This window comes from Stenotrophomonas sp., from assembly GCF_032056425.1.
In the GTDB taxonomy this organism is placed as follows: domain Bacteria; phylum Pseudomonadota; class Gammaproteobacteria; order Xanthomonadales; family Xanthomonadaceae; genus Stenotrophomonas.
In genome coordinates this window covers 1-23,879 of sequence record NZ_DAMBCN010000002.1, presented here as the reverse complement: position 1 = coordinate 23,879, position 23,879 = coordinate 1, and the positions used below count along the sequence as shown (strand labels likewise).

General features: G+C 68.0%; 17 protein-coding genes. 4 read left to right on the top strand and 13 right to left on the bottom strand.

Annotation, left to right across the window (positions count from 1 at the left end):
• Positions 1–5 precede the first annotated feature (5 nt).
• Positions 6–1,910: a hypothetical protein gene (locus RTY46_RS01620; RefSeq protein WP_312706361.1), complete on the bottom strand. Its 1,905-nt coding sequence runs from the start codon at positions 1,908–1,910 to the stop codon at positions 6–8.
• 100 nt (positions 1,911–2,010) lie between these two features.
• Between RTY46_RS01620 and RTY46_RS01615 the strand changes: the two genes are divergently transcribed.
• A complete protein-coding gene (locus RTY46_RS01615) occupies positions 2,011–2,727 on the top strand; it encodes a hypothetical protein (RefSeq protein ID WP_312706360.1) in 717 nt (238 codons plus the stop codon).
• 141 nt (positions 2,728–2,868) lie between these two features.
• Here RTY46_RS01615 and RTY46_RS01610 read toward each other — a convergent pair whose 3' ends face one another.
• Genes RTY46_RS01610 through RTY46_RS01570 form a run of 9 tightly spaced genes read right to left on the bottom strand, consistent with a single transcriptional unit; the run spans position 2,869 to position 15,212 of the window.
• Positions 2,869–4,677 (bottom strand): hypothetical protein, encoded by a 1,809-nt coding sequence (locus RTY46_RS01610; RefSeq protein WP_312706359.1) that lies wholly within the window; start codon positions 4,675–4,677, stop codon positions 2,869–2,871.
• Positions 4,674–6,839 (bottom strand): hypothetical protein, encoded by a 2,166-nt coding sequence (locus RTY46_RS01605; protein ID WP_312706358.1) that lies wholly within the window; start codon positions 6,837–6,839, stop codon positions 4,674–4,676. The genes RTY46_RS01610 and RTY46_RS01605 overlap by 4 nt, the downstream gene beginning before the upstream one ends.
• Complete coding sequence (locus RTY46_RS01600) at positions 6,836–7,954, bottom strand: BatA domain-containing protein (RefSeq protein WP_312706357.1); 1,119 nt, start codon at positions 7,952–7,954, stop codon at positions 6,836–6,838. Before RTY46_RS01600 ends, RTY46_RS01605 begins: the two co-directional genes overlap by 4 nt.
• Positions 7,951–8,847 carry a DUF58 domain-containing protein gene (locus RTY46_RS01595; protein ID WP_312706356.1) on the bottom strand — a complete coding sequence of 299 codons (897 nt, stop codon included), beginning with the start codon at positions 8,845–8,847 and terminating at the stop codon, positions 7,951–7,953. Before RTY46_RS01595 ends, RTY46_RS01600 begins: the two co-directional genes overlap by 4 nt.
• A 7-nt stretch (positions 8,848–8,854) precedes the next feature.
• The gene (locus RTY46_RS01590) at positions 8,855–9,838 is read right to left on the bottom strand and encodes a MoxR family ATPase (protein ID WP_312706355.1); all 984 of its coding nucleotides are present in this window, start codon (positions 9,836–9,838) and stop codon (positions 8,855–8,857) included.
• Positions 9,839–9,851: 13 nt separating this feature from the next.
• Positions 9,852–10,559: a DUF4159 domain-containing protein gene (locus tag RTY46_RS01585; protein ID WP_312706354.1), complete on the bottom strand. Its 708-nt coding sequence runs from the start codon at positions 10,557–10,559 to the stop codon at positions 9,852–9,854.
• The gene (locus tag RTY46_RS01580; protein ID WP_312706353.1) at positions 10,559–11,893 is read right to left on the bottom strand and encodes a TldD/PmbA family protein; all 1,335 of its coding nucleotides are present in this window, start codon (positions 11,891–11,893) and stop codon (positions 10,559–10,561) included. The genes RTY46_RS01585 and RTY46_RS01580 overlap by 1 nt, the downstream gene beginning before the upstream one ends.
• Positions 11,894–11,914: 21 nt before the next feature.
• Positions 11,915–13,549 carry a TldD/PmbA family protein gene (locus tag RTY46_RS01575; protein WP_312706352.1) on the bottom strand — a complete coding sequence of 545 codons (1,635 nt, stop codon included), beginning with the start codon at positions 13,547–13,549 and terminating at the stop codon, positions 11,915–11,917.
• Positions 13,550–13,580: 31 nt separating this feature from the next.
• On the bottom strand, positions 13,581–15,212 hold the full coding sequence (locus RTY46_RS01570) for a TldD/PmbA family protein (RefSeq protein ID WP_312706351.1): 1,632 nt from the start codon (positions 15,210–15,212) through the stop codon (positions 13,581–13,583).
• 691 nt (positions 15,213–15,903) lie between these two features.
• Here RTY46_RS01570 and RTY46_RS01565 point away from each other — a divergent pair.
• Positions 15,904–16,518 (top strand): DUF938 domain-containing protein, encoded by a 615-nt coding sequence (locus RTY46_RS01565; protein WP_312706350.1) that lies wholly within the window; start codon positions 15,904–15,906, stop codon positions 16,516–16,518.
• Here RTY46_RS01565 and RTY46_RS01560 read toward each other — a convergent pair whose 3' ends face one another.
• The 3 genes from RTY46_RS01560 to RTY46_RS01550 all read right to left on the bottom strand — a co-directional run bounded on the left by RTY46_RS01560 (position 16,519) and on the right by RTY46_RS01550 (position 21,950).
• Positions 16,519–17,841, bottom strand: coding sequence for a type II toxin-antitoxin system HipA family toxin (locus tag RTY46_RS01560; RefSeq protein WP_312706349.1), 1,323 nt, complete (start codon positions 17,839–17,841; stop codon positions 16,519–16,521).
• 3 nt (positions 17,842–17,844) lie between these two features.
• On the bottom strand, positions 17,845–18,102 hold the full coding sequence (locus RTY46_RS01555; protein WP_312706348.1) for a helix-turn-helix transcriptional regulator: 258 nt from the start codon (positions 18,100–18,102) through the stop codon (positions 17,845–17,847).
• 161 nt (positions 18,103–18,263) lie between these two features.
• Entirely contained in the window at positions 18,264–21,950 is a 3,687-nt protein-coding gene (locus RTY46_RS01550) for an indolepyruvate ferredoxin oxidoreductase family protein (protein ID WP_312706347.1), read from the bottom strand.
• 165 nt (positions 21,951–22,115) lie between these two features.
• Here RTY46_RS01550 and RTY46_RS01545 point away from each other — a divergent pair, with 165 nt between their 5' ends.
• On the top strand, positions 22,116–22,751 hold the full coding sequence (locus RTY46_RS01545; RefSeq protein ID WP_312706346.1) for a tetratricopeptide repeat protein: 636 nt from the start codon (positions 22,116–22,118) through the stop codon (positions 22,749–22,751).
• A 50-nt stretch (positions 22,752–22,801) separates the two neighbouring features.
• Positions 22,802–23,707: an AEC family transporter gene (locus RTY46_RS01540; RefSeq protein ID WP_312706345.1), complete on the top strand. Its 906-nt coding sequence runs from the start codon at positions 22,802–22,804 to the stop codon at positions 23,705–23,707.
• Positions 23,708–23,879 lie beyond the last annotated feature (172 nt).

Sequence of the window (23,879 nt, the reverse complement as noted above, 5' to 3'; positions counted from 1 at the left end):
GCGCATCATGCCGGCCAGCAGGCGCGCGGTGCCGGGCGCTGCTTGAGGTCCTCGGCGAAGGCGGCGGACCGCGAGAGTGCCCGGGTCACGGCGCGGACCAGGAAGATGCCCTGGACCAAGGCCAGCACCGATGCGCCGATCAGCCAGATGCAATAGGCCATCCCCGCGATGGCGCCATGGGCAGGGCGTGTGCGGTCCACCTCCAGCCACAGCGTCCGACCATCCGTGCTGTGGGACTGCACGGTACCGGACCAGGCGCTCCGCTGCGCGTGAGTGGCGGCATCGCGCATTCTGTTCCACGCCGCGCCGGCATCGCCATACGCGAATGCTGCGGTGTCCGATTCCCGATTGGCCTCGGCATCGATCAGCACGACGCCACCGTTCTGTGCGGCCAGAAGCGCGGGCGTGGATGCAGCCCATGCAGCAAGAACAGGTGCATGCGCGGCCTCTTCCAGGGCGTCCTTGATGTTCATGATTGTCCAACGGGGAAGTACTGCGCTGTCGTCCGGGGAGAGCCCCGCAAGCTGTGCGCGAAGATCGTCGCAGCCGCGTAGACCCTCTGTGCAGGCAGCGTCCAGTTCGCGGCGCAGCGCATCCAGCCCCGACACCCGCTGGTAAGCAGGGAAGATGCCGTCGGCGGGCTCCCAATGGACGCGCAGGGTGTCCCCGGCGCCCAGGCGCAGGACGGACTCGGCAATGGCCAGCGGAGGAATCTCGAGCGGAGCGCCACCCCAGCGAAGCCGGCTGCAGTCGGGCACTGCCAGTACATGTCCTGCATGCTGTCGGGTGACCAGTTCGCAGGTGGCGTCGACCGTGATGTGCACCCCATCGCCGGGTGCGGGAGGATGCCCCAGCAGCGTTCCGGGCTGCGTATCCGTCCGCAGCGTGGCAGGTCCGAGCAACTCAGCGGCACGCGCTGCCTCGATGCGCGGACCGTCGCCCGACCAGAGCATCAGCAGCAGTGACAGCACCGCCACCAGGAACATCAGCAGGTGCCGGGCGACCGGCACCGGTGGAAACCGCCTCTCGTCGGCACTCAGTGACCAGTCCGGGCCCAACGACAACAGGCGCCGGTCGTGCGGGCGGACCTCGGCCTCCAGCCAGCGCCCCGGGGTGATGGCGCCGGACGCCATCCAGGCCGGGTCGATGACCAGCCGCTGGTCGTTGCCCAGCAGCATCACCGTGTGGCTGAAGGTACTCTCGTGCGGATCGGCGAACTGCAGCTCGCTGAGCCGACCTCGCACGCGTACCACGGGCTGCAGCACCTTCGTTCCCACGTGCCGGCGCAGGTACAGCCCGAACGCAGTAGACGCCAGTACCAGCCCCACTGCCACGGCCATCCAGCTCCATTGGCCCAGGCCCAGCTGTGGCAGTGCGCCGCAGATGCCGGCCGCCAGCGCCAGCCCAGTGGGCCACCATGGAATGGCCGGCCGTCGGCGCTGTGTCCGCTCATCTGCGGTCTCGTGGCGTTGGCTGATCTGTGCCGCTGCCGTGCGCAGCGTACGCGTGCCGGCCGTCGCGATATCGAACCCCCCCATGCGGACGATGACCACAAAGTGGCGACCGAGTACCACTTCGGCACGGTTGTGGGTACCGATGTGCTCCAGCGCGTTGAAGGGCAGCAGCACCTTGACTCCGCCGAGGCTGCGCCAGGCTGAGTTGGCGCCTCCCCGCATCCATAGGCGATGCTCGACGCAGGGCCCCTCAATAATGCGTACGCCGCAATCACGGCCCAGATCCAGTACGCTGCGAAATGGCTGCAGTGCGGCGTCCTCGTCTTCGCTGAGCAGACGCACCGGCGCTTGTTCTGCGAGTGACTTGAACGGCCGGCGTGCTTCCCAGCGGGCCAGGTAATCAAGCAGTACGGGAAGTGCGGCAAGCAGGGCGAGAAGTACACCAACAAGTTTCATGTGCGCAGGCGGTGATGCGGTGCTGGACGGCGACTGGACAGTCTGCGCGGCAGCGACAGGCCGGGAAATGCAATTTGTTGCAGAAGGTGGTGCCAGTGACATGCAGGAGCGTACGATTCTGTCGTCCCCCCTCCTGGTTGCTGCCGTGGTGTCGAAAATCCTCCTGCTTGCCCTGCTCCTGCCGGTGTCCGCGCTGGCCAGCGATCTGGCCGATGACGGCTCCTGCCGCAACGGCGCCTTCCCTTCCGCGCAATCGGATTTCGCACTGGCCAAGGTGGTCGGCACGCAGCGCCTGTATCTGCTGGGTGACATGGACGGCTGCCCAGCGAAGGGCGAGCCCGCATGCCGCCAGCGCAGCTACGTGGTGAGCGGCGATACCCTGGTAACCGGTCGTGACCTGGGGCCGTACCGCTGTGCATTCTTCCCCAACAAGGTGGGCGGCAGTGCCGGTTGGGTCGAGCGCAGCAAGCTGCAGCCGGTGGCGCGGGTGACGCCGACGCTGCAGGGCTGGGCCGGTGACTGGAAGGATGGCGACAACGGGTTGAGTATCCGCGTGCGTGGCAACCAGCTGCAGGTCGAGGGCGATGCCTACTGGCCCTCGGCCAACCCGTCGCTGGAAGAGCGGCCGGGCGGTCCGCACATCGGTGCGGTGAACGCCTCGGCCACGCCGCGCGGCAGCCAGGTGGATTTCATCGAGGACAGCTGCACGGTACACGCGCAGTTGCTGGGCGACGTGCTGGTGGTGTCGGACAACAGCGAGTGCGGTGGCATGAACGTGCGGTTCAACGGGGTGTACCGGCGCACCGGTGCGCGCTGAGGGATGGGGTCAGAGCCCTTTCGCAGGCGAAAGGGATCCGACCCCGGTGATCCGCGCGGGGCAGTAGATCCACGCCATGCGTGGATGCTTCATGGATGGGGTCAGAGCCCTTTCGCGAGCGAAAGGGATCCGACCCCGCGCTCAGCGCCGCCGTTCAAGCCACCACAACAGTGATGCGCACAGCACGAACGCCAGCCACCAAGGCCAGCGCGTACCAGGCACCGGTTGCATCGCTGCGGCACTCGCAGGCGTAGCCGCTGCCAATGCCTGCGTCGTTGCGTCGATCATCGCGTGGCGGTGCAGAGGTGCGGTCTCTTTCGCATCGAACACGTAGCGCCAGACGGTGGTGTCGCCATGCTGCAGCCGCTGCCAGCCAGCGGCCTGCGGCCACCAGCCGGCGCAGCGCATCGAGGAGGTCGTGGCATCGATCACCAGCGGCACGCTTCTGCCTTTCGCGTCGAATGACTGCAGCGGCGCCTGCACGCCACACAGCGCGACACGCTCGCCCAGCCAGGCCTGCGCCTGCGGTGACCACAGCGTGTCCGTGCCGGCCTGCGCGCGTGCCAGCGTACCGACCACACCGCTCCACAGTTCGCCGTGGCGATCATCGCGGCCGGCCAGCACCCATCGCCAGCTGTCGGTGACCGGCAGCAGACCGATGCGGCCCTTGCCGACGCTGCGCCAGCCACCGAGGGCCTGGCCTGCGGTGTCGTGCAGCAGGGCGCTGCCGTCATTGACCTGCAGCGCCAGCGCCTCCAGCGAGGGCAGGGAGGCGCTGTGCGAGCTGCGGTCCGCCGCTTCGCCATCGGCGGTGGGCAGGGTGGCCGAGTCCAGCGGGCCGCGCCGTGCCGCGAGCATCGCGCTCTCGCCGTCGCCAGGCAGTTCGATGGCATGGCTGCTGCCATCGCCCTGCAGCGGCAGGCCGAGATCACGCAGGCGCTGCCGCGCGCTGGCCGATGGAGCGCCCGCGCTGCGCACGAGCACGCCGAGGCCATCGCGCAGTGCCTGGCGCACCGCTGCCAGTTGCCCCGCGCTCAACGCCGCCACACTGCGTTCGTCCAGCACCAGCACGTCGCTGCGCGCCAGTGCGGCCGCATCCAGCGCAACCGCGCCATCGCCCACGCTGAGCCCGGCGCCGGTGTCGGCCTGCACCTGCACGCGCAGGCCGGCGTCAGTGGCCCAGCGCCGCAGGTACTTCAGTTCCGGCCCGGGCGCGCTGGCACGCACCAGCAAGCGCAGCGGTGCGGCCGGCAGGGTCTGCTGCGGCACCGGGACGCTGTCCACCACATGGCCGTCGGCATCGAGCAGGCGCAGCTGGAACACGCTGCGGCCCGGTGCGCGGGCGATGCCGCTGAGCTGCACGCGGCCATCGGCGGCCACGTCCACGCGATCAACCACGGTGTCGGCCGGGTCCAGCAGTTCGGCGCGGCCCGCGGTGACACCGTGTGTCTGCGCACGCACCTCGAAGCGCGCACCGGGTGCGGCGTCAGCCGGTGGCTGCAGCGCGATCCAGCCACGCGGCGCGGGCGACGACTGCCAGCGCAGGTTCGCCGGCAACTCGGCGTCGCGGTCACGCGCGGCCAGGCCGGCGCCGACCAGGGTCAACGTGGAGGCCGGGTGCTGGCGCAGCGCCGTGGTCAGATCAGGCACGCGCTGGCCGCCTGGCACATCCGCCGCCTCTGGCAACAGCAGCAGCGGGCCTTCGCTGGCCGGCAACGCACCGGCCGTGGCCGCATCGGCAGTGAGCACGACCAGGCCGCCCGCAGGCAGCTGCTGGCTGGGTGGCAGCAGGTAGAAGTACAGCAGCACGGCGGCGATGGCCTGCAGCGCCAGCCGTGCCGCGCGCCGGCCGCGATGGGCGGTCGGCGCACGCAGTTGCACGACGCTGGCGAGGATGACGATGACCGCCAGGGCCACGGCCAGCCACAGGTTCAGTGCAGTGGCATTCATGGTTGCCCCTCCAGCGCATCGAGGTAACGCTGGCCCATCGCATCGGTGGCCGTGCGCCGCATCACCTGCGGCAACGGACGTTGCAGGGCGCGCCACAGCTGTGCGCGCAGGCGCTGGCGGCAGTCGCTGCAGTCCGGTTCGATGCGTAGCTGCTCAATGGCGGCGGCCAGATCGAGGGCGTCGGGCAGGAAGGCGGCGTTGCGCTGCTGCCACGTGGCCAAAGCGTCCAGGTCAGGCCTGCCATCACCGTCGCCCAGCCGCTGCCAGGCTTCGACGATGGCCGGGTCCGGCGGCGTGCGTGCGGCCAGCGGCAGCTCGCGGCTGGCCAGTCCGGCGCGGTCGCCGCCCAGGCGTCGGCCCTCGTCGATCGGCGGCAGTTCCGGGCCGACGCGGGCCAGGTAGATGCGCTCGGCCTGCTGTACCTGCTTGATGAAGGCCAGCGCCTTGTAGGCGAACGGCAGCGCCTGCTGCGGGCGGCCCTGGCGCAGCTCACCCTCGGACGACCACATCTGGTCCAGCGCGGCCTTCAGCGTGGCGCGGGTCTGTGGGTCGAGCAGGGTGGCGGCCTCGGCGTGGTCGTGGGTGTGGCCGTACTCGGACAGCACATCGGTGGCGCTGCCGAACACCGGTGGCATGTCGGCGCCGGCGGCGGTACCGCCGTGATCATGATCGTGGTCATCATGCGCGCCTGCCTGCGCACGTCCGTGGTCGTCGTCGTGATCGTGCGTGTCCGCCGTGGGTGCATCGCTGGTGGGCAGGTCGCTGGTCGGCGGCGGCTTCGCTCCACCTTCGCTTTCCTCGCCGAGGAACTGGCCGTAGCGCAGGCGCAGGATGCGCTGGTCGACGCCGATGGCATCGCTGCGCTTGATGAAGTCATCGGCGGCCAGGCTGCGGCGTTGGCGGATCAGCGCTTCGGCGTCGATGATGATCTGCCGCTGGCTGCGGAAATACGCCGGCAGGGTCTTCTTGATGCGGCCTTCCAGTTCGGCACCGAGCGCGACTTCAGTGGTGGGGAGGCGCAGGATCACGCTGTTGCTGCGCCCGGTCTGCGCGCTGGGGGCATGGTTGTCGCGTACTTCCAGCTGGGCGATCACATCGTTGCCGGGCTGCGCGCCAAGTGCCGCCAGATCGAGCGTGTGGGCGAAGCGTCGCGCGGTGGGTTCGCCGCTGCCGGTGAGGGTGACGCTGCGCTGGACGAAGGTGATGTTCTCGCCGCTGCCCTGGGTGGTGGTGATCGACAGCGTTGCCTGCGCGGCCACGCCGTAGTCATCGCTGGCCTCGAAGCGCAGCGCCCACTGCCGCTGTCCCGGCGTGCCCAGCACCAGGCTCGCGGCCGGTTCCAGCACGCGCACGCTGGGTGCGCGGTCGGCCACCACATCCAGCCGGTACAGGCGGGTGCTGGCCAGGGCGGGCTCGCTGACCACGCGGTACAGCACCGGCGCGCGGGCTACGTCCTGCGCCTGCCATTGGCCACTGTGTTCGCGCAGCGGCAGCCGTCGCCCGTCGTGGAACTGCAGCCATGCCTTGCTGGGCGTGCGGTCAAAACGCAGCGACCACGACAGCCGGCTGCCGGCGGCCACCTTGGCGTCCAGTGCGTTCTGGGTGAGCGTGGCCTGGCCTGTGTATGCCGGTGCATCGATCTGCAGGCGGCTGGACTGCAGCTGCAGCGGACCGACCGCCGCCGTGGGCGCCGTTGCCGTGGCAGCTATGCCTGCGGCGACGCCCGCGCCGCGTGGCCAGCCCAGCGCGAGCAGGGCGATGGCCAGACCGCCGATCCAGCACAGCGCCAGTGCGGCGCGCGGCCATCGCGGGCGCAGGTCCGGCATCGTGCGTTCCAGCGTGGCCAGCACATGCGCGCGCTGGCGCTGCTGCAACGGGTTGAGGCGGGCGACATCGGCGAACAGCAGATCGGCGCTGTCCTCGCTGCGGCCGCTGCCATCGAGCTGGCGCTGCAGCCAGCGCCGGTCCAACTGCCTTGCCCGCGCGACAGCCACGCCGGCGCAGGCAAGCAGGGCCAGCGTGCCGACCACGCAGGCGGCATCGAAGCCGGCCAGGCGCAGGGTCAGCGCGGTGGCGGCCAGCGCCCACGGCAGGCCAAGCAGCACGGTGATGCCGGCGCGGCGGCGACGTGCGCGCTGCCAGCTGCGCTGCAAGGCGTTCATGCCGGCCTCCGCGCTGCGCGGCTGGCCATCCCGCGTTCCAGCGCGAACAGCAGCACGATGGCCAGCAGCAGCCACGGTGTCAGCTCGCGTGGCGCGGCGACGGTCACGGGCAGCATCGCCTGCTGCGGCGCCTGATCCCGCGCATCGCCCAGGCGCGGTGCCGCTGGCGGTTGCAGGGCCAGCAGCAGGGCCTGCGGCAAGCGGGCATCACGCAGCGCGCCGTTGTGGGTGGCGTTCCATTCGCCAGGCAGTGACAGCAGGCGGCCCTGGCCGACGCGCTGCTGCCACAGCAGCGGTGCGCCTTCGGCACTGCGCAGCACCACACGGGCGGCAGTATCAGGCTTGGCCGCCGTCATCACGCTGCCACCGTCGCGCAGCCAGGCCTGCCATGCGGCCGGCAGTGCATCGCTACGGCCCCACACCCCAATCTCGCCGCGTGCGGGGAGCGCGTCGGCAGGCAGGTCGGCGGCGGCGGGCTGGGCGCTCCACGCACGCTGCAGGGCGCCGATCCAGTGCCGCGCGCTGGCCGGTGCCTCGGCCTGCACGCGCAGGCGTGGCGGGGCCACTGTGGCCTGCGCGCTGGCGAGGGTCATCGCATGCGCCTGCCACTGCACAGGACGCGACAGCTGCAGGCGTGCGCCATCGAGGCCAGGCAGCGGGTCGGGCACATGCACGGTCAGCGCGGTGCCGGCGGGCAGCTGCGCATCAAGTTCGCGCAGCAGGCTCGCAAGCGGTGCAGATGTCGTGGGTGCGGGTTGCTCGACGGTCGGGAAGCCGGGCGCCAGCCAGTGCCAGTTGCCCTTTTCGCCGGTTCCGCGCAGTGCGCGGGCGTCCAGTCCGGGCGCGACCACGGTCCACGCGCTGGGCGGTGCTGCGCTGCCGGTCAGCGCTGGGCGCGCCAGCAGCAGCGCCAGTGCGGCCAGCAGCAGCAGGCGCACCAGCAGTAGTGGCCAATCATCGAAGCGGATGCGCTGGCGTGGGCGGATCTGTGCGCGCAGCCAGCGCAGTGCGGCGAAATCCAGCGGCGTGTATGGATGGCGCCGGGCCAGGTGGATCAGAAGTGGCAGCAGCCACGCGGCCAGTGCGGCCAGGCCCAGTGGGAACAGCAGGTTCATGCGCCGCCCCCGCGGCCGAACAGCGCCTGCAACGGTTGGTCCAGCGGCTGGTCGAGCCAACCGGTGGCGCTGGCGATGCCGCTGGCCTGCAGGCGTGCCTGCAGCGCGCTGTGTGCGGCGGCGAAGCGCTGCAGGTAGTCGGCGCGGATCGCGGCACCATCGCCCAGCAGTTCCTCGCCGGTCTCCGGATCGCGGAAGCGATGCCCCGCATCGAACGGAAAATCGCGCTCGTCGGCGGTCAGTACCTGCAGCAGCATCACCTCGCGGCGCGCGCTGGCCAGGTGTTCCAGCAGCACGATGCCGGCTTCATCGAAGCCATCGCCGAGGGCCAGCAGCAGATCGCCCGGGCGCACGCGTTCCCACAGCGGGCGCAGGCGGTCGGCGGCTGGCCAGCCACCGCGCGCCTGCAGAGCATGCAGCTGCAGGTGTACGCGGTCACGCTGGCGCGCGCCGTTGCCGGCCGGTACCAGCTGCATGCCATCGCCGTTGATCGCCAGCAGGCCGAAACGATCGCCCTGCTGCAGGGCCAGTTCGACGACGCAGGCGGCCAGCCCGCGCATGTGGTCCAAGCGCGTGCGCTGCGGCGCGGCGCGGTCGGCCTGGCTGGCCGAGGCGGTGGCATCGAGCAGCAGCCAGATGGTGATCGGGCTTTCGCGCTCGGATTCGCGCACGAAGAAGCGGTCCGAGCGCGCGTACAGCTTCCAGTCGATCTGGCGCAGTTCGTCGCCGGGCTCGTAGGCGCGGTACTGGGCGAATTCCAGGCCGGCACCGCGGCTGCGGCTGGCGTGCTGGCCGATGCCGCTGGCGCCACTGGCCAGGCGCGGCCGCAGGCGCAGCGTGCGCAGGCGCGCACGCAGTTCCGGTGGCAGGGTCAGCGGTGTACCGGTGCTCACGCGTGCTTCAACCCGGGAAGGGCACGGTCTGCAGCAGCGCCGCGACCACGTCGTCGGCGCGCTTCTGTTCGGCTTCGGCGGCGAAGGACAGCAGCAGGCGATGGCGCATCACCGGCGCGGCCAGCGCCTGCACATCCTCGCGGGTCGCGGCGAAGCGGCCCTGCAGCAGTGCGCGCGCCTTGGCGGCCAGCACCAGCGACTGCCCGGCACGCGGGCCGGCGCCCCACTTCACCCACTGGTTGATGGCGGTCGGTGCGTCTTCGCCAGGGCGGCTGGCGCGCACCAAGCGGGTGATCCAGGCCAGCACATCGGGGCTGACATGCACCTGGCGCACCGCAGCCTGCAGGGCGATCACCGCTTCGGCGTCCATCACCTTCGGCACCGCTTCAGTGGCACCGCCGGTGGTCTGTTCGATGATGCGGCGCTCTTCGTCTTCGCTGGGGTAGTCCACCAGCACGTGCAGCAGGAAGCGGTCCAGCTGTGCTTCGGGCAGCGGGTAGGTGCCGGCCTGCTCGATCGGGTTCTGCGTGGCCAGCACGAAGAACGGCGCGGGCAGCGCATAGGTCGTTCCCGCGTAACTGACCGTGCGTTCCTGCATGGCTTCCAGCAGCGCGGCCTGGGTCTTGGGCGGGGTGCGGTTGAGCTCGTCGGCCAGCAGCAGATTCGTGAAGACTGGGCCCTGCTGGAAGCGGAAATGACGATGGCCGGTGCCGTGGTCTTCTTCCAGCAGCTCGGTGCCGAGGATGTCGCTGGGCATCAGGTCGGGGGTGAACTGCACGCGCCGGAACTGCAGCTCCAGTGCCTGCCCCAGCGAACGCACCAGCAGGGTCTTGCCCAGGCCGGGCGCACCTTCCAGCAGGCAGTGGCCACCGGCCAGCAGGCCGATCAGCAGCTGCTCGACCACCGTGTGCTGGCCGACCACGGCGCGGGCCAGGGCGCTGCGCAGCCCATCCAGGCGCGGCAGCAGGGAATCGAGATCGAGGGAGGTCATGGCGGTGGTCCGTTCAGTTGTTCAGCGCGTACATCACGATGTTGACGCCGAAGCGGGTGTTGTCTTCGGCCAGGAAGCGCTTGTTGCGCCAGTCGTAGTCCCACTCGCAGCCGTAATCCTTGTTGCTGTAGAGCAGGCCCAGGCGGCCATCGACCTCGATGCCCTTCAGGTAGTCATGCACCAGGTCGTCGCCCCAGCCGTTCAGTTCGAAACTGGTCGCGGGCGGGCCTTCGGGAAAGCGGAAGAAACTGCGGTACAGGGCGTGGCTGTTGGGAAGCTTCTGCAGTGCTTTCGGCCCGAACAGGCGACCCATCTGCGCCTCGAACGAGGTGGCGAACAGGCCGTCGATGTCATGGTTGCAGTCATCGACGAAGACGAAGCCGCCGTTGCGCACGTAGCGCACGAAGTTCTGCCGCTCGGCGGCGTTGAACTCGACCAGCGTGTGCCCGGCCAGGTAGCAGAAGGGGGCTTCCAGCATGCGCGGATCGGCCAGGGCCACCACGTGTTCCTGGGGGTCCACGCGCAGCGAGGTGTAGTCGATCAGCGAGGTGATGAGGTTGGACGGCATGCGCGCGTCCACGTCCCAATCGCCGGAGTCGTACTGCAGGCGGGTGAACCAGAAGTCGTAGCGCGAACTGCGCGGGCCTGCCTGCGCGAAGGCCGGCAGCGCCGCCGCCGAAGCGGCAGCGGCCAACCAGCGCAGGCAGGCCCGCCGATCCATCAGACCGCGTCGGACAGCGAGGTGAAGGTGAAATCGCGCAGCTTCATCGGCGGGATCATCATCACGTAGCTGGATTCATCACCGGCCACGCGCACCGGCTTGCCCAGCTCTTCGATGTTGTTGAGCATGATCACCGGCGATTCGTTGAAGCGGAAGTTCTTCACCGGGTGCTTGATCTGGCCGTTCTCGATGTAGAAGGTGCCGTCGCGGGTCAGGCCGGTCAGCAGCACGGTCTGCGGATCGACCATGCGGATGTACCAGGTGCGGGTGACCAGGATGCCCTTCTGGGTGCCGCGCACCAGATCGGCGGTGCTCTTGTCGCCACCGCTCATCAGCAGGTTGCCCGGCGTGGCCTTGGCGGTCTTGCCCTGCTTCTGTGCCCAGAAGCGCGAGTAGTCCAGGTTGGCCACCTTGCCGTTCTCGATGATGGCCATGCGCTCGCGCGGCATGCCTTCGCCATCCCACGGCAGCACCGGCGCTTCCGGGTGCCACGGGTCGGCGTACATGCTCACGCGCGGGTCGTACACCTGCTCGCCCAGCTTGTTGCCGCCGCCCTTCCTGGACAGGAAGCTGCGGCCTTCGTCGGCCGAGCGGGCGCTGAAGAAATTCATCATGAAGCTGATCAGGCCCGCAGCGGCGGCTGGTTCCAGGATGACCGTGTACTTGCCCGGTTCCAGCGCCTTGGCCTCGGCCGATTCGGTGGCCTTGCGCATGGCGATGCGGATGTCCTGCTCGGCCTTGAAGTCGGCGGCGTCCTTCAGGTTGCGGCCGACCCAGCCCGAACCGCGGCCGTCTTCAGTGCGCACGGTGCAGGTGTAGTCGAAGCTGGTGGTGCGCTGGTAGCCGAAGTTGCCATTGCTGTTGGCGGTGGCATAGAAGCCCTGGCCATCTTCCAGGAAGCCGGCGGCGATCAGGCCGTTGCCGCGGCACGGGGCGATCGAATCGGCCGCGACCTTGGCCCGGAATGCCGGGTCGATGGCTGCGGTGGATTCGCTGAAGGTCGGGCTGGGGCGATAGCTCTGCTTGCCGATGGCGGGCATGAATTCCGGGTTTTCCGGGGCCAGGCGGGCCAGGTCTTCGGCGCGGCGCACCACCCGTTCCAGCGCGGCATCGTCGAACTCGTTGATCGAAGCGGTGCCCACGCGCTTGCCGAAGGCCACGGTGACGGCCAGTTCGGTGTTGTCGACAATGCCGCTGGTGGACACGTTGTTCAGTGCGAAACGGATGTTGCCGTTGAGCGAACCAACCAGTACGGCGCTGCACTCATCGGCCTTGGACAGGGCGATGACCTTGTCGAGGATGGCCTTGGCCTGGGCTTCGGTGAAGATACTCATGGTGTAAGGGCTCCTGACCGGTCAGCCGAGGCTGCGTGCGGTGTTGATGACGTTGATGCCGTTGAAGCGCGCGGTGGACGACCCGTGCGAGACCGCCGAAACCTGGCCGGGCTGGCCCTTGCCGTCGAAGAACGAACCGCCCAGACGGTAGTCGCGTTCGTCGGCCACGGCGGTGCAGGCGTTCCAGAACTCCGGCGTGCGGATCTGGTACGCCACGTCTTCCAGCATGCGGGTGATCTGCCCGTTCTTGATCTCGTAGAACAGCTGGCCACCGAACTGCGCGTTGTAGCGCTGCTGGTCGATGGAGAACGAGCCGTCGCCGATGATGTAGATGCCGTTCTCGACGTCCTTGATCATGTCCGGAACGCTGAGCGGGGTCTTGCCCGGCGCCATCGACACGTTGGCCATGCGCTGGAACTGCACGCTGGACCAGGAATCGGCGTAGCAGCAGCCATCGGACTCGGTTTTGCCGAGGATGTGGGCCTGGTCGCGGATGGTCTGGTAGTCCACCAGCTTGCCGTTGCTGATCAGGTCCCAGCGCTTGCACTTCACGCCTTCATCGTCGTACGCCACGGCGCCGAGGCTGCCCGGCTGGGTCTTGTCGGCGAAGATGTTCACCTGCTCGCTGCCGTACTGGAAGTGCTGTTCGCGCTTGTCCAGGGTGGCGAAGCTGGTGCCGGCGTAGTTGGCTTCGTAGCCAAGTACGCGGTCGAGTTCGAGCGGATGGCCGATCGACTCGTGGATGGTCAGCCAGGTGTGCGACGGATCGAGGATCAGGTCGTACTTGCCGGGCTTCACCGACGGTGCCTTCAGCTTCTCCTGCGCCTGCCTGGCCGCAGCGATGGCGTCTTCCTTCATGTCGTAGGAGGAGCCGTAGTTCACCACGCCGTTGGGGGTGAGCACCTTGCCGGCGGCGGCGCCGTCCAGATACTCGTAGCCCAGGCCCATCGGCGCGGACAGGCCTTCGCGGGTGCGGAACTTGCCGCTGGCCTTGTCGATGGCGGTGACCGTCATCGGTGCCCAGATGCGGTGCACGTCCTGGTCGATGTAGGAACCATCGGTGGAGGCGAAGTACTTCTGCTCGTTGACCAGGAACAGCATCGAGTTGACGAAGCTGGCACCGGCGCCCATCGCGGCCGCGTTGACGTCCAGCAGCAGGTCGACCTTTTCCTTGATCGGCACGTCCATGGCGTTCTTGCGGATCGGCGTGCGCCAGCTCACTTCACCCACGCCCGGCGCCTTGGCCAGCTGCACCGGCGCGGTCTGCACGCCGGCGTTGGCCTTGGCGATGGCAGCGGCCTGCTGCGCGGCGCGGGCCACGTCGGCGGTACCCAGCGCATTGGTGGCGGCGAAGCCCCAGGCGCCGTTGACGATCACGCGGATGCCCACACCGGTGGACTCGGTGTTCACCACGTTCTGCACCTTGTCCTCGCGGGTGATCACGAACTGCCGCAGGTAGCGGCCGATGCGCACATCGCAGTAGGTGGCGCCGGCGCTGCGGGCGGCCTGCAGTGCGGCATCGGCCAGGCGTTTCTTCAGCCCCAGGTCGAGGCTGGACTGCAGCTGCTCGGCGGCGATCGCCTTGCCGAAGAACGACGGCACGATCAGGCCGCCCGCGGTAAGCCCGGTCAGGGCGAGGAAGTCACGTCTCTGCAAGGCAGCTCTCCACGTCGAAGGATGGGACGACTCAGGCGCCGAGACTGCGCGCGGTGTTGATGATGTTGATGCCGTTGAAGCGGGTGGTGGACGACCCGTGCGAGACCGCCGAAACCTGCGCGGGCTGGCCCTTGCCGTCGAAGAAGGAACCGCCAAGGCGGAAATCGCGTTCATCGCAGATGGCGGTGCAGGCGTTCCAGAATTCCGGTGTGCGGATCTGGTAGGCCGCATCCTCGACCATGCCGGCGATCCTGCCGTCCTTGATCTGGTAGTACAGCTGGCCGCCGAACTGCGCGTTGTAGCGCTGTTGGTCGATGGAATAGGAGCCGCGGCCGTGGATCCAGATGCCGTTCTCCACGTCCTTGATCATGTCGTCCACGCTCAGCGGCGCCTTGCCCGGCGCCAGCGAGACGTTGGCCATGCGCTGGAACTGCACGCTGGACCACGAATCGGCATAGCTGCAGCCATGCGAGGCGTCGCGGCCCAGAATGTGGGCTTCGTCGCGGGTGGCCTGGTAGTCGACCAGCACGCCATCGCGCACCAGGTCCCAGCGCTGGGTCTTCACTCCTTCGTCGTCGTAGCCGACCGCACCGAGGCTGCCCGGCTGGGTCTTGTCGGCGAAGAAGGTGACGAGGTCGCTGCCCCAGCGGAAACCGGCATCGCGCTTGTCCAGGGTGGCGAAGCTGGTGCCGGCGTAGTTGGCCTCGTAGCCCAGCACGCGGTCCAGTTCCAGCGGGTGGCCGACGTTCTCGTGGATGGTCAGGAACAGGTTGGACGGGTCCAGCACCAGGTCGTACTTGCCGGGCTTCACCGAAGGCGCCTTCAGCTTCTCGCGCGCATGTCGGGCGGCGGCGATGGCGTCCTCCACCGGGTCATAGGAATCGCGGTAGGCGGTGATGCCGCCGGGCAGCTGCACCTTGCCGCGCGCATCGCCATCGAGGAACTCGTAGCCCATGCCCATCGGCGAGGACAACCCGGCACGGGTGCGGAACTTGCCGCTGGCCTTGTCGATCGCAGTGGCGGTGAAGGGCAGCCAGATGCGGTGGATGTCCTGGTCGATGAACGAGCCGTCGCTGGAGGCGAAGTACTTCTGCTCGTTGACCAGGAACAGGGTGGAATTGATGAAGTCGGCGCCTGCATCGAGCGCGGCACCGTTGAGCGCCAGCAGCAGCTCGACCTTGTCCTGGATCGGCACTTCCATGGCGTTCTTCCGCACCGGGGTCTGCCAGCGCACCTCACCGACCGCCGGCGCCGGTGCCAGCTGCACCGGACGGGTCTGGATGCTGGCGTTGGCACGGGCGATGGCCGTGGCCTGCTCGACCGCGCCGCGCACGGCCGCCTCGGTCTGCTGGTGGGTGGCGGCAAAGCCCCAAGCGCCGTTGACCAGGACGCGCACGCCCACGCCGGAGGACTCGCGGTTGGTCACGTTGCCGACCTGGTGTTCGCGGGTGACCACCGACTGGTTGAGGTAGCGACCGATGCGCACGTCGCAGTAGCTGGCCTTGGCCGCACGCGCGGCGGCGAGGGCGACCTCGGCCAGGCGCCGGCGCTGGGCGGTGTCCACCGGTGCGAGCAGCTGCTCGGCCGCGATCAGCCGCGAATGCGGCAGCACCAGGCCCGCCAGGCCCAGACCGGAAAAAGCCAGGAACTCACGTCGTTGCACAGCGTCTCTCTCTCACTTCCGTGCGGCTGGCAACGGGCCAGGCCGATCACGTCCACTCCCCGACTTTCGCCAGCGCGGGGCATTGCGGCAAGTGACTGCAGTCATGGGTGGGGCGGGTTTCGGCAGGGCTTGCAGCCCTGCACCTGCTTGGGGCAACGGCAACGTCAACGTCAACGTCAACGTCAACGGCCAGAGCCAGAGCCAGAGCGGCATTCCGTGGGTGGGCGGGGCGGTGTCGGATTGCGGGGACGCCGCAAGTACGTCCTTGTAGGCTTGGCCGCGGCATCCATGCCGCGGACACCCCGCAATCCGACACCACCCCGCCTTCGACAGGTTCACGCGGCTGTGGGTAGGTGTCGACCTTGGTCGACACATCTGTCAGATATCGAAATAAATCTGGGGTCAGATCCCCTTGCGTAGCAACGGATCTGACCCCGTGCCGTTCCGACAGATCGCGGTCAACTGTCGAAGGCGGGGTGGGTCCGGTTGAGGGGGCGTGAGCCGCATGGATGCGGCGACCGAGCTTACATGGACGTACTTGCAGCGTCCCCCTCAACCGGACCCACCCCGCCAACCCAAGGAATGCAGGCTGTTGCTGTTGCTGTTGCATTGAGCAGGTGCAGGGCTGCAAGCCCTGCCCAATAATCCCCCCTCGTGCACAATGGGCCGACTCCGCCTGGACCCCGCCCCGATGTCGAGCAAGCCGTATTCAGAAGCCTGCGAACGCAACCGCGAACCGATCGCGGCCGCGCTCGACCCATGGATGGGCGACCGGCATCGGGTGCTGGAGATCGGCAGCGGCACCGGCCAGCACGCGGCCTTCTTCGCCGAGCGCTGGCCGTGGCTGCGCTGGCAGCCGAGCGACCACCCGGACCACCTGCCCGGCATCGAGGCCTGGCGCGCCGAGGCGGCGCTGCTCAATCTGCTGCCGCCCGTGGCGCTGCAGGTGGAACTGCCACCGGCACCGGGCCTGACGCTGCCCGAGGGCAGCACGTTCGATGCGGCATTCACTGCCAATACCCTGCACATCATGGGCTGGGAGCACGTGCAGGCGCTGTTCGCCGCAGTGCCGCAGCTGTTGCGCCACGGTGCGCTGCTGGCGGTCTACGGCCCGTTCAACTACGGCGGCCGCTACACCAGCGACAGCAACGCGCAGTTCGATGCCTGGCTGAAGGCACGTGACCCGCACAGCGGCATCCGCGACGCGGAAGCCGTGCAGACGCTGGCCGAGGACAACGGGTTCACCCGCGTGCGCGAGGTGGCGATGCCGGCCAACAACCGCCTGCTGCTGTGGCGGTTGGGGTAGTCAGGCGTCGGGTGCCATGCTGGAAAGTCGAGATGCTGCAGCACGCAGTCCGTTGAAAATGGGTTCGGAAACGTTCGCTGGGAAATCACTTGGTAGCTGATGGGTGACGCGCTCGATGGCGGGTTCGACGGCTGCAATCAGAGCTTCTATCCACGGCTCTGCACCATCGGCAACACCGCAGGCGCGCGCGGTTTCGTTCCAGTGCCGGCGTCGCACAAGGTGCAGTTTCCGGTGGCGGTTCCTGCCATGTACGGCCATGGCGAGCTGTGCGTTTCGTGGATCGAGTTGATTGGGTCCCCTGCCGAGGATGGGATATACCGACAGTACGTCGTAGACGGGCGTCAGGCGGAAGCGTCCACCGGCTTCCAGGTGGACACTGAAATTCTTGGCATGGCCGTCGGTTGCGGCCAGCATCCAGAAAAGAATCTGCGTCTTGAAGAAGATCGCGCGATCCTCGGGGTGCTCGGACTGTCGAAGCAGATCCATGATCGGAACGATGCCGGGGCCGCCATCGGATTCATACTTTCTGCCAGCGGGCAGACCAAAGACCTGGCACATGTCTTCCTGTGGCAGTCGCAGCCACCACCGGCGGTCGGCAGACAGACGACGGTCAAACCGCTCGACAATGAGGGCACGCTGGTCGTCGAAGCGACCCATCTGCGTCTCGGCCACCGGGATATCAAAGGCGGAAAGCAGATGCATGCACAGCCATTCATTCTCCACGGACTGATGCATGTCTGCGCGCATGTTGCCAACGAAGCCAAGCGGCAGCTTGAAGATGTGCGTGGACGGTGTGCTGCCGGTAGGAATGCACCATTGGCCAGCATGCAGCAGAAGACCGGTCTTTTCCTGCGCACCGGCGATGGAAATGCGGAACGCGTCATCACGGCTGGGTGCGCCAGGCAGGTTCCCTGTCGTCACCTGACGCAGGATCGTAGCGACACCTGCTTCGTCCAACACCTCACCCGTGATCTGCTGGATGTCTTCGGGTGGATGCGCAGGCGGCAACAGCTGCACTGCGCCAACACAATCCCGCCCAATGGCTTCAAGAAGATCGAACGTATCGCTGCCGCGCGTGGCGAACCGGTCGCGGATCCGGTTGCGTATGGCGACATTATCGGGAAGAAGGTTATCGAAGTAGTCGTTGACGACGTTGCCCCGGTGGCTCTCGCCATCCGGGAGCAGAGGTAGAGAGAGCGACAACGGTCGGGACTGGGGCGAGCTGATCCACTGGCTGACATACGACAACCGGGATGACCCGTTCCGGACGTCATCCCATAGTGCGACCTCTACACCATTCATCCAGACCTGCAGCGTACCCATGGCTCACCACTCCAATGACGACGTGTTCTCCAGGGGACTTCGTTGCTGGAGGCTGACCTCCAGACCCAGCACCGCCCAGACCCGCATCAGGCGTTCAAAGCTTGCCGATGCAGGGTCGCGTTCCAGCGCGCCCACTGCCTGGCGGCTGATCCCAAGTTGCTCCGCCAATTGAGCCTGGCTCAGGCCGGCTTGACGCCGGAAAGCACGCATCAGGGGCGCAAGTTGTTGGGCTGTCCTCACTGTGTGCAGCGGCCTGTCCATACCGGCAGTCCCTCAGGAAAGATGACCGTACGCCAACGCGTACGCAAAGGATAGGTTGCTTTACGATAAGCAACCTATCGCTTTCTCGCCGGGGAGGCAACCTATCGATTGCAATCTCGTTATGCAACCTATAGGTTGTCTTTACTATACGAACTGCCGCGTCAGGCCACCTGCACGATATGCAGCGCCTTCGGGTTGCGCCACTGCGCCAGCAGCGCCGCTTCCCGCGCCTTGGCCTGTGCGAAATGGGCTTCCTTGACGTGGCCGAAGCCGCGGATGTGCTCGGGCACGCTGGCAATCTCCACCGCCAGTGACAGGCGGTCGTCTTCCAGCCCGTCCAGCAGCATCTGCACCGTCGCCTCGTAATCTGCAATCAGCTGGCGTTCCATGCGGCGCTCTTCGGTGCGGCCGAACACATCGAAGCGGCCGCCACGCAGGAACTTCAGCCTGGCCAGCAGGCCGAAGGCCTTGAACATCCACGGGCCGTACTCCTTCTTCAGCAGGCGGCCCTGCTCATCCTTCTTCGCGAACAGCGGCGGCGCCAGGTGGAAGCGCAGTTGGTAGTCGCCGTCGAACTGCTGCTGCAGGCGCCGCTGGAAATCGCCGCTGGTGTACAGGCGGGCCACTTCGTACTCGTCCTTGTACGCCATCAGCTTGAACAGGTAGCGGGCCACGGTCTCGGTCAGCGCGGTGGAACCACCGATGCGCTCGGCTTCGGCCGCGCGCACGCGCTCGACCAGGCTGCGGTAGCGGTTGGCGTAGGCGGCGTCCTGGTACTCGACCAGGAACGTAGCGCGGCGCTCGATCATTTCATCCAGCGAACGCGACAGCCGCGCGTCGTCCAGCGGCAGGAAGGCCACCTCGCCACCATGCGAGGGCAGGCCGCGCAGTTCGCGTTCGTCGGTGGTGTTGCGCGGTGCGGCGGTGGCGCCCCATTCGTTGCCTTCCCACTCGCCCGGCGGCAGCGCGTGCAGCGGGCCCGGGGTGGATTCGGTATCGGTGTGGCGGTTGCGCACCAGGCCAGCGGCCTGCTGCACGGCCTGCGGGTCGACCACGGCCAGGCGGCCCCAGGCGAAGGCCTGCTGGTTCATCGCCACGGCCGCGCCGTTCAGTTCAATCGCACGCATCAGCGAGTCGAACGACAGCGGCACCAGGCCGTGCTGCCACGCGTAGCCGAGGATGAACAGGTTGGCGGCGATGGCATCGCCCAGCAGCGCGGTAGCCAGCTGGGTGGCGTCGAGCAGCAGCGGCTCCTGGCCGCCCAGCGCCACGCGCACGCCGGCGATGATGTCGGCCGCCGGGAACTGCATGTCCGGGCGCGTGGTGAAGGTGCCAGGCATCGCCTCGTAAGTGTTCAGCACCACCTGCGAACGACCGGCGCGCACCTTCGACAGTGCCCAGTAGTCATTCACCACCACCATGTCGCAGCCCAGCACCAGGTCGGCCTCGCCCGCGGCAATGCGCACGGCATGGATGTCATCGGGGCGCTGCGCGATGCGGATATGCGTGGTTACTGCGCCGCCCTTCTGCGCCAGGCCGGTCTGGTCGAGCACGCTTGCGCCCTTGCCTTCAAGGTGGCCGGCCATGCCCAGCAGCGCGCCGATGGTCACCACGCCGGTGCCGCCCACGCCGGTGATCAGGATGTTCCAGGGCTTTTCCAGCGTGCCGAGCACCGTCGGCGCCGGCAGGTTGTCCAGCAGCGTGGAGGCATCGCGCTTGCTGCCCTTGCGCGGCTGGCCACCGTGCACGGTGACGAAGCTGGGGCAGAAGCCGTTCACGCACGAATAGTCCTTGTTGCAGTTGGACTGGTCGATCTCGCGCTTGCGCCCGAACTCGGTGTCCTTCGGCAGCACCGACACGCAGAAGCTCTTCTTGCCGCAGTCGCCGCAGCCTTCGCAGACCAGCGAATTGATCAGCACGCGCTTCTGCGGGTCCTCCAGCTTGCCGCGCTTGCGGCGGCGGCGCTTTTCAGTGGCGCAGGTCTGTTCGTAGATCAGGATCGAAACACCCTTCACTTCGCGCAGGCGCTTCTGCACGGCATCCAGCTCGCTGCGGTCGTGGAACTCCACGTCGCTGGGGAAATGTTCGCGCTGGCCGGTCCACTTGCCGATGTTGTCCGACAGCACCACGATGGTGTGGATGCCTTCGGCGCGCATCTGCCTGGCGATGTCGGGCACGCTCAACGGGCCGTCCACCGGCTGGCCGCCGGTCATCGCCACCGCATCGTTGTAGAGGATCTTGTAGGTGATGTTCACCCCGGCAGCCACCGCCTGGCGGATCGCCAGCGAGCCACTGTGGAAGTAGGTGCCGTCGCCCAGGTTCTGGAACACGTGCGGTGTATCGGTGAACGGCGCCTGCCCGGCCCAAGTCACGCCTTCGCCGCCCATGTGGGTGAAGGTGTCGGTGCTGCGGTCCATCCAGGTCACCATGTAATGGCAACCGATACCGGCCAGCGCACGCGAACCGTCCGGCACCTGGGTGGAGGTGTTGTGCGGGCAGCCCGAGCAGTAGTGCGGCACGCGCGGGAAGCTGGCGCGCGGCAACGCAAGCTCGGCTTCCTTCTCCTGCATCCACTGCAGGCGCTGTTCGATCGATTCGTTGTTGAAGAACTTCTGGATGCGGCGGCCGATCACGCCGGCGATGGTGGCCGGGGTCAGTTCGCCGGTGGACGGCAGGATCCATTCGCCGCTCTCGTCGTACTTGCCGACGATGGACGGGCGCTGGCCCCAGCTGGCCGGCCAGTTGAAGAACTGCTCCTTCATCTGGCGCTCGATGAAGGCACGCTTCTCCTCCACCACGATGATGTCTTCCAGGCCCTGCGCGAAGCGGGCGATGCCCTGCGGCTCCAGCGGCCAGGTCATGCCGACCTTGTACACGCGGATGCCGATGTCGGCGCACGCGGCTTCGTCCAGGCCCAGGTATTCCAGCGCCTGCAGCACGTCCAGGTAGCTTTTGCCGGTAGTGACGATGCCCAGCCGCGCGCGCGGCGCATCCATCACCACCTTGTCGATGCCATTAGCACGGGCGAAGGCCTGCGCGGCCTTCACCGCATAGCGGTGCAGGCGCATTTCCTGGTCCAGCGGCGGGTCTGGCCAGCGGATGTTGAGGCCGCCGCTGGGCATGTCGAAATCTTCCGGCAGCACGATGCGTCGCGCCAGCGGGTCGACCTCGACCGACGCCGACGATTCCACCGTCTCTGCGATGGTCTTGAAGCCGACCCAGCGGCCGGTATAGCGGCTCATGGCCCAGCCCAGCAGGCCCATGTCCAGGATGTCCTGCACGCCGGCCGGGTTCAGCACCGGCATCATCGCGCTGACGAATTCGTCTTCGCTGCCATGCGGCAGGGTCGAGCTGCGGCAGGCATGGTCATCGGCGGCCAAGGCCAGCACGCCGCCATGGCGCGAGGTACCGGCTGCGTTGGCGTGCTTGAACACGTCGCCGCAGCGGTCCACGCCCGGGCCCTTGCCGTACCACATGCCGAACACGCCCTGCACGTTGGCGCCGGGGAACAGATTGGTCTGCTGCGTGCCCCACACCATGGTGGCGCCCAGGTCCTCGTTCAGGCCGGGGGTGAACTTCACCTTGGCCGCTTCCAGGTGCTTGCGCGCGCGCCATAGTTCCAGATCGAAGCCGCCCAGCGGGCTGCCGCGGTAGCCACTGACGAAGCCGGCGCTGTCGATGCCTTGGGCAGCATCGCGCAGGCGCTGCATCAGCGGCAGCCGTACCAGCGCCTGCACGCCACTCAGGTAGATCCGCCCCTCGTTGCGGGTGTACTTGTGGTCGAGCGTGTAATCACGGTCGATCAGGTCGGCGGAAGACGGTGAGGTGAGTTGCGCGGTACTGGTCATGGCTGGCCCGGTGAGGATCGGCTGGCACCGGCCCTGCGCGGGGCAGGGCGGGAAAGGCGCGGATTGTAACAGTGGGGGCGTGGTGGCCCGGCACTCGCATCGGTGGCCGCGCTGCGGTTAGGATCGGGGGGTGGGGGGTTGTTGTTTCAACCAGGGGGAAGTTTGATGTCCGTTTCAATAAGGGTCCTGGCCAGCGCGATGCTGGCCCTGGGTGCGGCCAACGCGTGGGCCGCGCCGGCACTGCCGGCACCGCAGGAGTTCTATTTCGACAGTGACGCCGCCGCCGCGCCAATGGTGGTGGTGCAGGGGGGCGGTGAAGATCTGGTGCCGCAGCTGATGAAGCAGCGCGAGCGCGGTCGCAAGGCGCTGGAGGCCAGCGTGCAGCTCGCTTCGGTGGCCATCGGCCTGGGCCGCACCGAGCTGGGCGACCAGCTCTACCGCGAGGCTTTGGCCGAAACCACCACCCAGAGCGTTGCCGGTCGCGGGGTGCGCTGGAACTACGGTTGGGACCTGATGCGCCAGGGGCAGCCGCTGGGCGCGCTGGAACAGTGGATGGCGGCCACCAGCAACCTGCGCACCAACCCAAGCTGGGTGCCGCCGACCTTCGCCCTGGCGCTGTGGCGTGCCGGCCAGCAGCAGGAAGCGGTGAAGTGGTATGCCGCGGCAGTACGCACCGAGCCGACCCAGTGGAGCGACAGCACCCGCTTTGCCGAACTGCTGCCGAACTGGCATGACGACGAGCGCAGCAGCCTGGCCGAAGTGCAGCAGGCGTGGGCCGCCGCGCCGCCGGCCTGGCCCTGATCGGCCGGTATGGCTGACCCTGCCAGCCTGCGTTCTGGCGCAGCACGCTGATGGCCGTTGATGCATTCGTGCTGATCCTGGCCATGCTGGGCTTGGGCATGCTGTTCGCACGCCTGCGCGCCTTGCCGGAAAGCGCACCGGAAACGCTGAACAAGGTGGTGCTGTACGTCTGCCTGCCCGCCGCGGTGCTGACCTACGTGCCGCGCCTGCAGTTGGACAGCAGCCTGCTGGGGCTGATGGCCACGCCCTGGTTGTTGATGCTGGCCACCTGGGCGTTGGTGAGCCTGGCCACGCGGGTGTTCGGCTTCGCCCGCGATGTGCACGCCGTGCTGCTGATCTGCGTGGCGCTGGCCAATTCCAGTTTCATCGGCTATCCGATGGTGCGCGCCCTGCTGGGTGACGCGGCGCTGCCCTATGCGGTGGTGTACGACCAGTTCGGCACGTTCCTGCTGCTGTCGACATTCGGTCTGCTGGTGCTGGCCCGCTACAGCGGCGACCGCCCGCCTGCGGCGCGCCAGGTCCTGGCGCGGATCGCGCGCTTCCCGCCGTTGTGGGCCTTGCTGTTTGCGGTGTTGCTGATGCCGGCGCAGCCGCCGGCCTGGATCGGCACCGCACTGAAGCAGTTGGCCGACGCCATGCTGCCGCTGGTGATGCTGGCGGTGGGCCTGTCGATCCAGCTGCGCCTGCGCCGCGAGGAGCTGAAGCCGCTGGCCGTGGGGCTGCTGCTGAAGCTGCTGGTGCTGCCGGCGCTGGCCCTGCCGCTGTCCTGGCTGCTGGGCATGCAGGGTCTGATGCTGCAGGCCAATGTACTGGAATCGGCGATGCCGACGATGATCACTGCGGCGGCGCTGGCGATCTCGCACCGGCTGGCACCGCGCCTGGCGGCCGCGCTGGTGGGGTACGGCATCGTGCTGTCGCTGTTCACGCTGCCGGCCTGGATGTGGGTACTGGGGTGAGGTTGTGCGGCAGGGCTTGCAGCCCTGCACCTGCTGTAGAGTCGAGCCATGCTCGACTGAAGCAACGTCAACAGCCGGCATTCCGTCGGATGGCGGGGCGGTGTGGGTAGGCGGGACACGCCGTAAACCCTTCCATGAAGTGACCCCCTGAAGTTGGACAGGTGGGGGATCA

Bases quoted from the DNA above. Each gene is read 5' to 3' on its own strand.
- RTY46_RS01610 (WP_312706359.1), bottom strand. From the start codon at position 4,677: ATGAATGCCACTGCACTGAACCTGTGGCTGGCCGTGGCCCTGGCGGTC.
- RTY46_RS01545 (WP_312706346.1), top strand. From the start codon at position 22,116: ATGTCCGTTTCAATAAGGGTCCTGGCCAGCGCGATGCTGGCCCTGGGT.
- RTY46_RS01615 (WP_312706360.1), top strand. From the start codon at position 2,011: ATGCAGGAGCGTACGATTCTGTCGTCCCCCCTCCTGGTTGCTGCCGTG.
- RTY46_RS01550 (WP_312706347.1), bottom strand. From the start codon at position 21,950: ATGACCAGTACCGCGCAACTCACCTCACCGTCTTCCGCCGACCTGATC.
- RTY46_RS01600 (WP_312706357.1), bottom strand. From the start codon at position 7,954: ATGAACCTGCTGTTCCCACTGGGCCTGGCCGCACTGGCCGCGTGGCTG.
- RTY46_RS01555 (WP_312706348.1), bottom strand. From the start codon at position 18,102: ATGGACAGGCCGCTGCACACAGTGAGGACAGCCCAACAACTTGCGCCC.
- RTY46_RS01540 (WP_312706345.1), top strand. From the start codon at position 22,802: ATGGCCGTTGATGCATTCGTGCTGATCCTGGCCATGCTGGGCTTGGGC.
- RTY46_RS01585 (WP_312706354.1), bottom strand. From the start codon at position 10,559: ATGGATCGGCGGGCCTGCCTGCGCTGGTTGGCCGCTGCCGCTTCGGCG.
- RTY46_RS01590 (WP_312706355.1), bottom strand. From the start codon at position 9,838: ATGACCTCCCTCGATCTCGATTCCCTGCTGCCGCGCCTGGATGGGCTG.
- RTY46_RS01580 (WP_312706353.1), bottom strand. From the start codon at position 11,893: ATGAGTATCTTCACCGAAGCCCAGGCCAAGGCCATCCTCGACAAGGTC.
- RTY46_RS01605 (WP_312706358.1), bottom strand. From the start codon at position 6,839: ATGAACGCCTTGCAGCGCAGCTGGCAGCGCGCACGTCGCCGCCGCGCC.
- RTY46_RS01560 (WP_312706349.1), bottom strand. From the start codon at position 17,841: ATGGGTACGCTGCAGGTCTGGATGAATGGTGTAGAGGTCGCACTATGG.
- RTY46_RS01565 (WP_312706350.1), top strand. From the start codon at position 15,904: ATGTCGAGCAAGCCGTATTCAGAAGCCTGCGAACGCAACCGCGAACCG.
- RTY46_RS01620 (WP_312706361.1), bottom strand. From the start codon at position 1,910: ATGAAACTTGTTGGTGTACTTCTCGCCCTGCTTGCCGCACTTCCCGTA.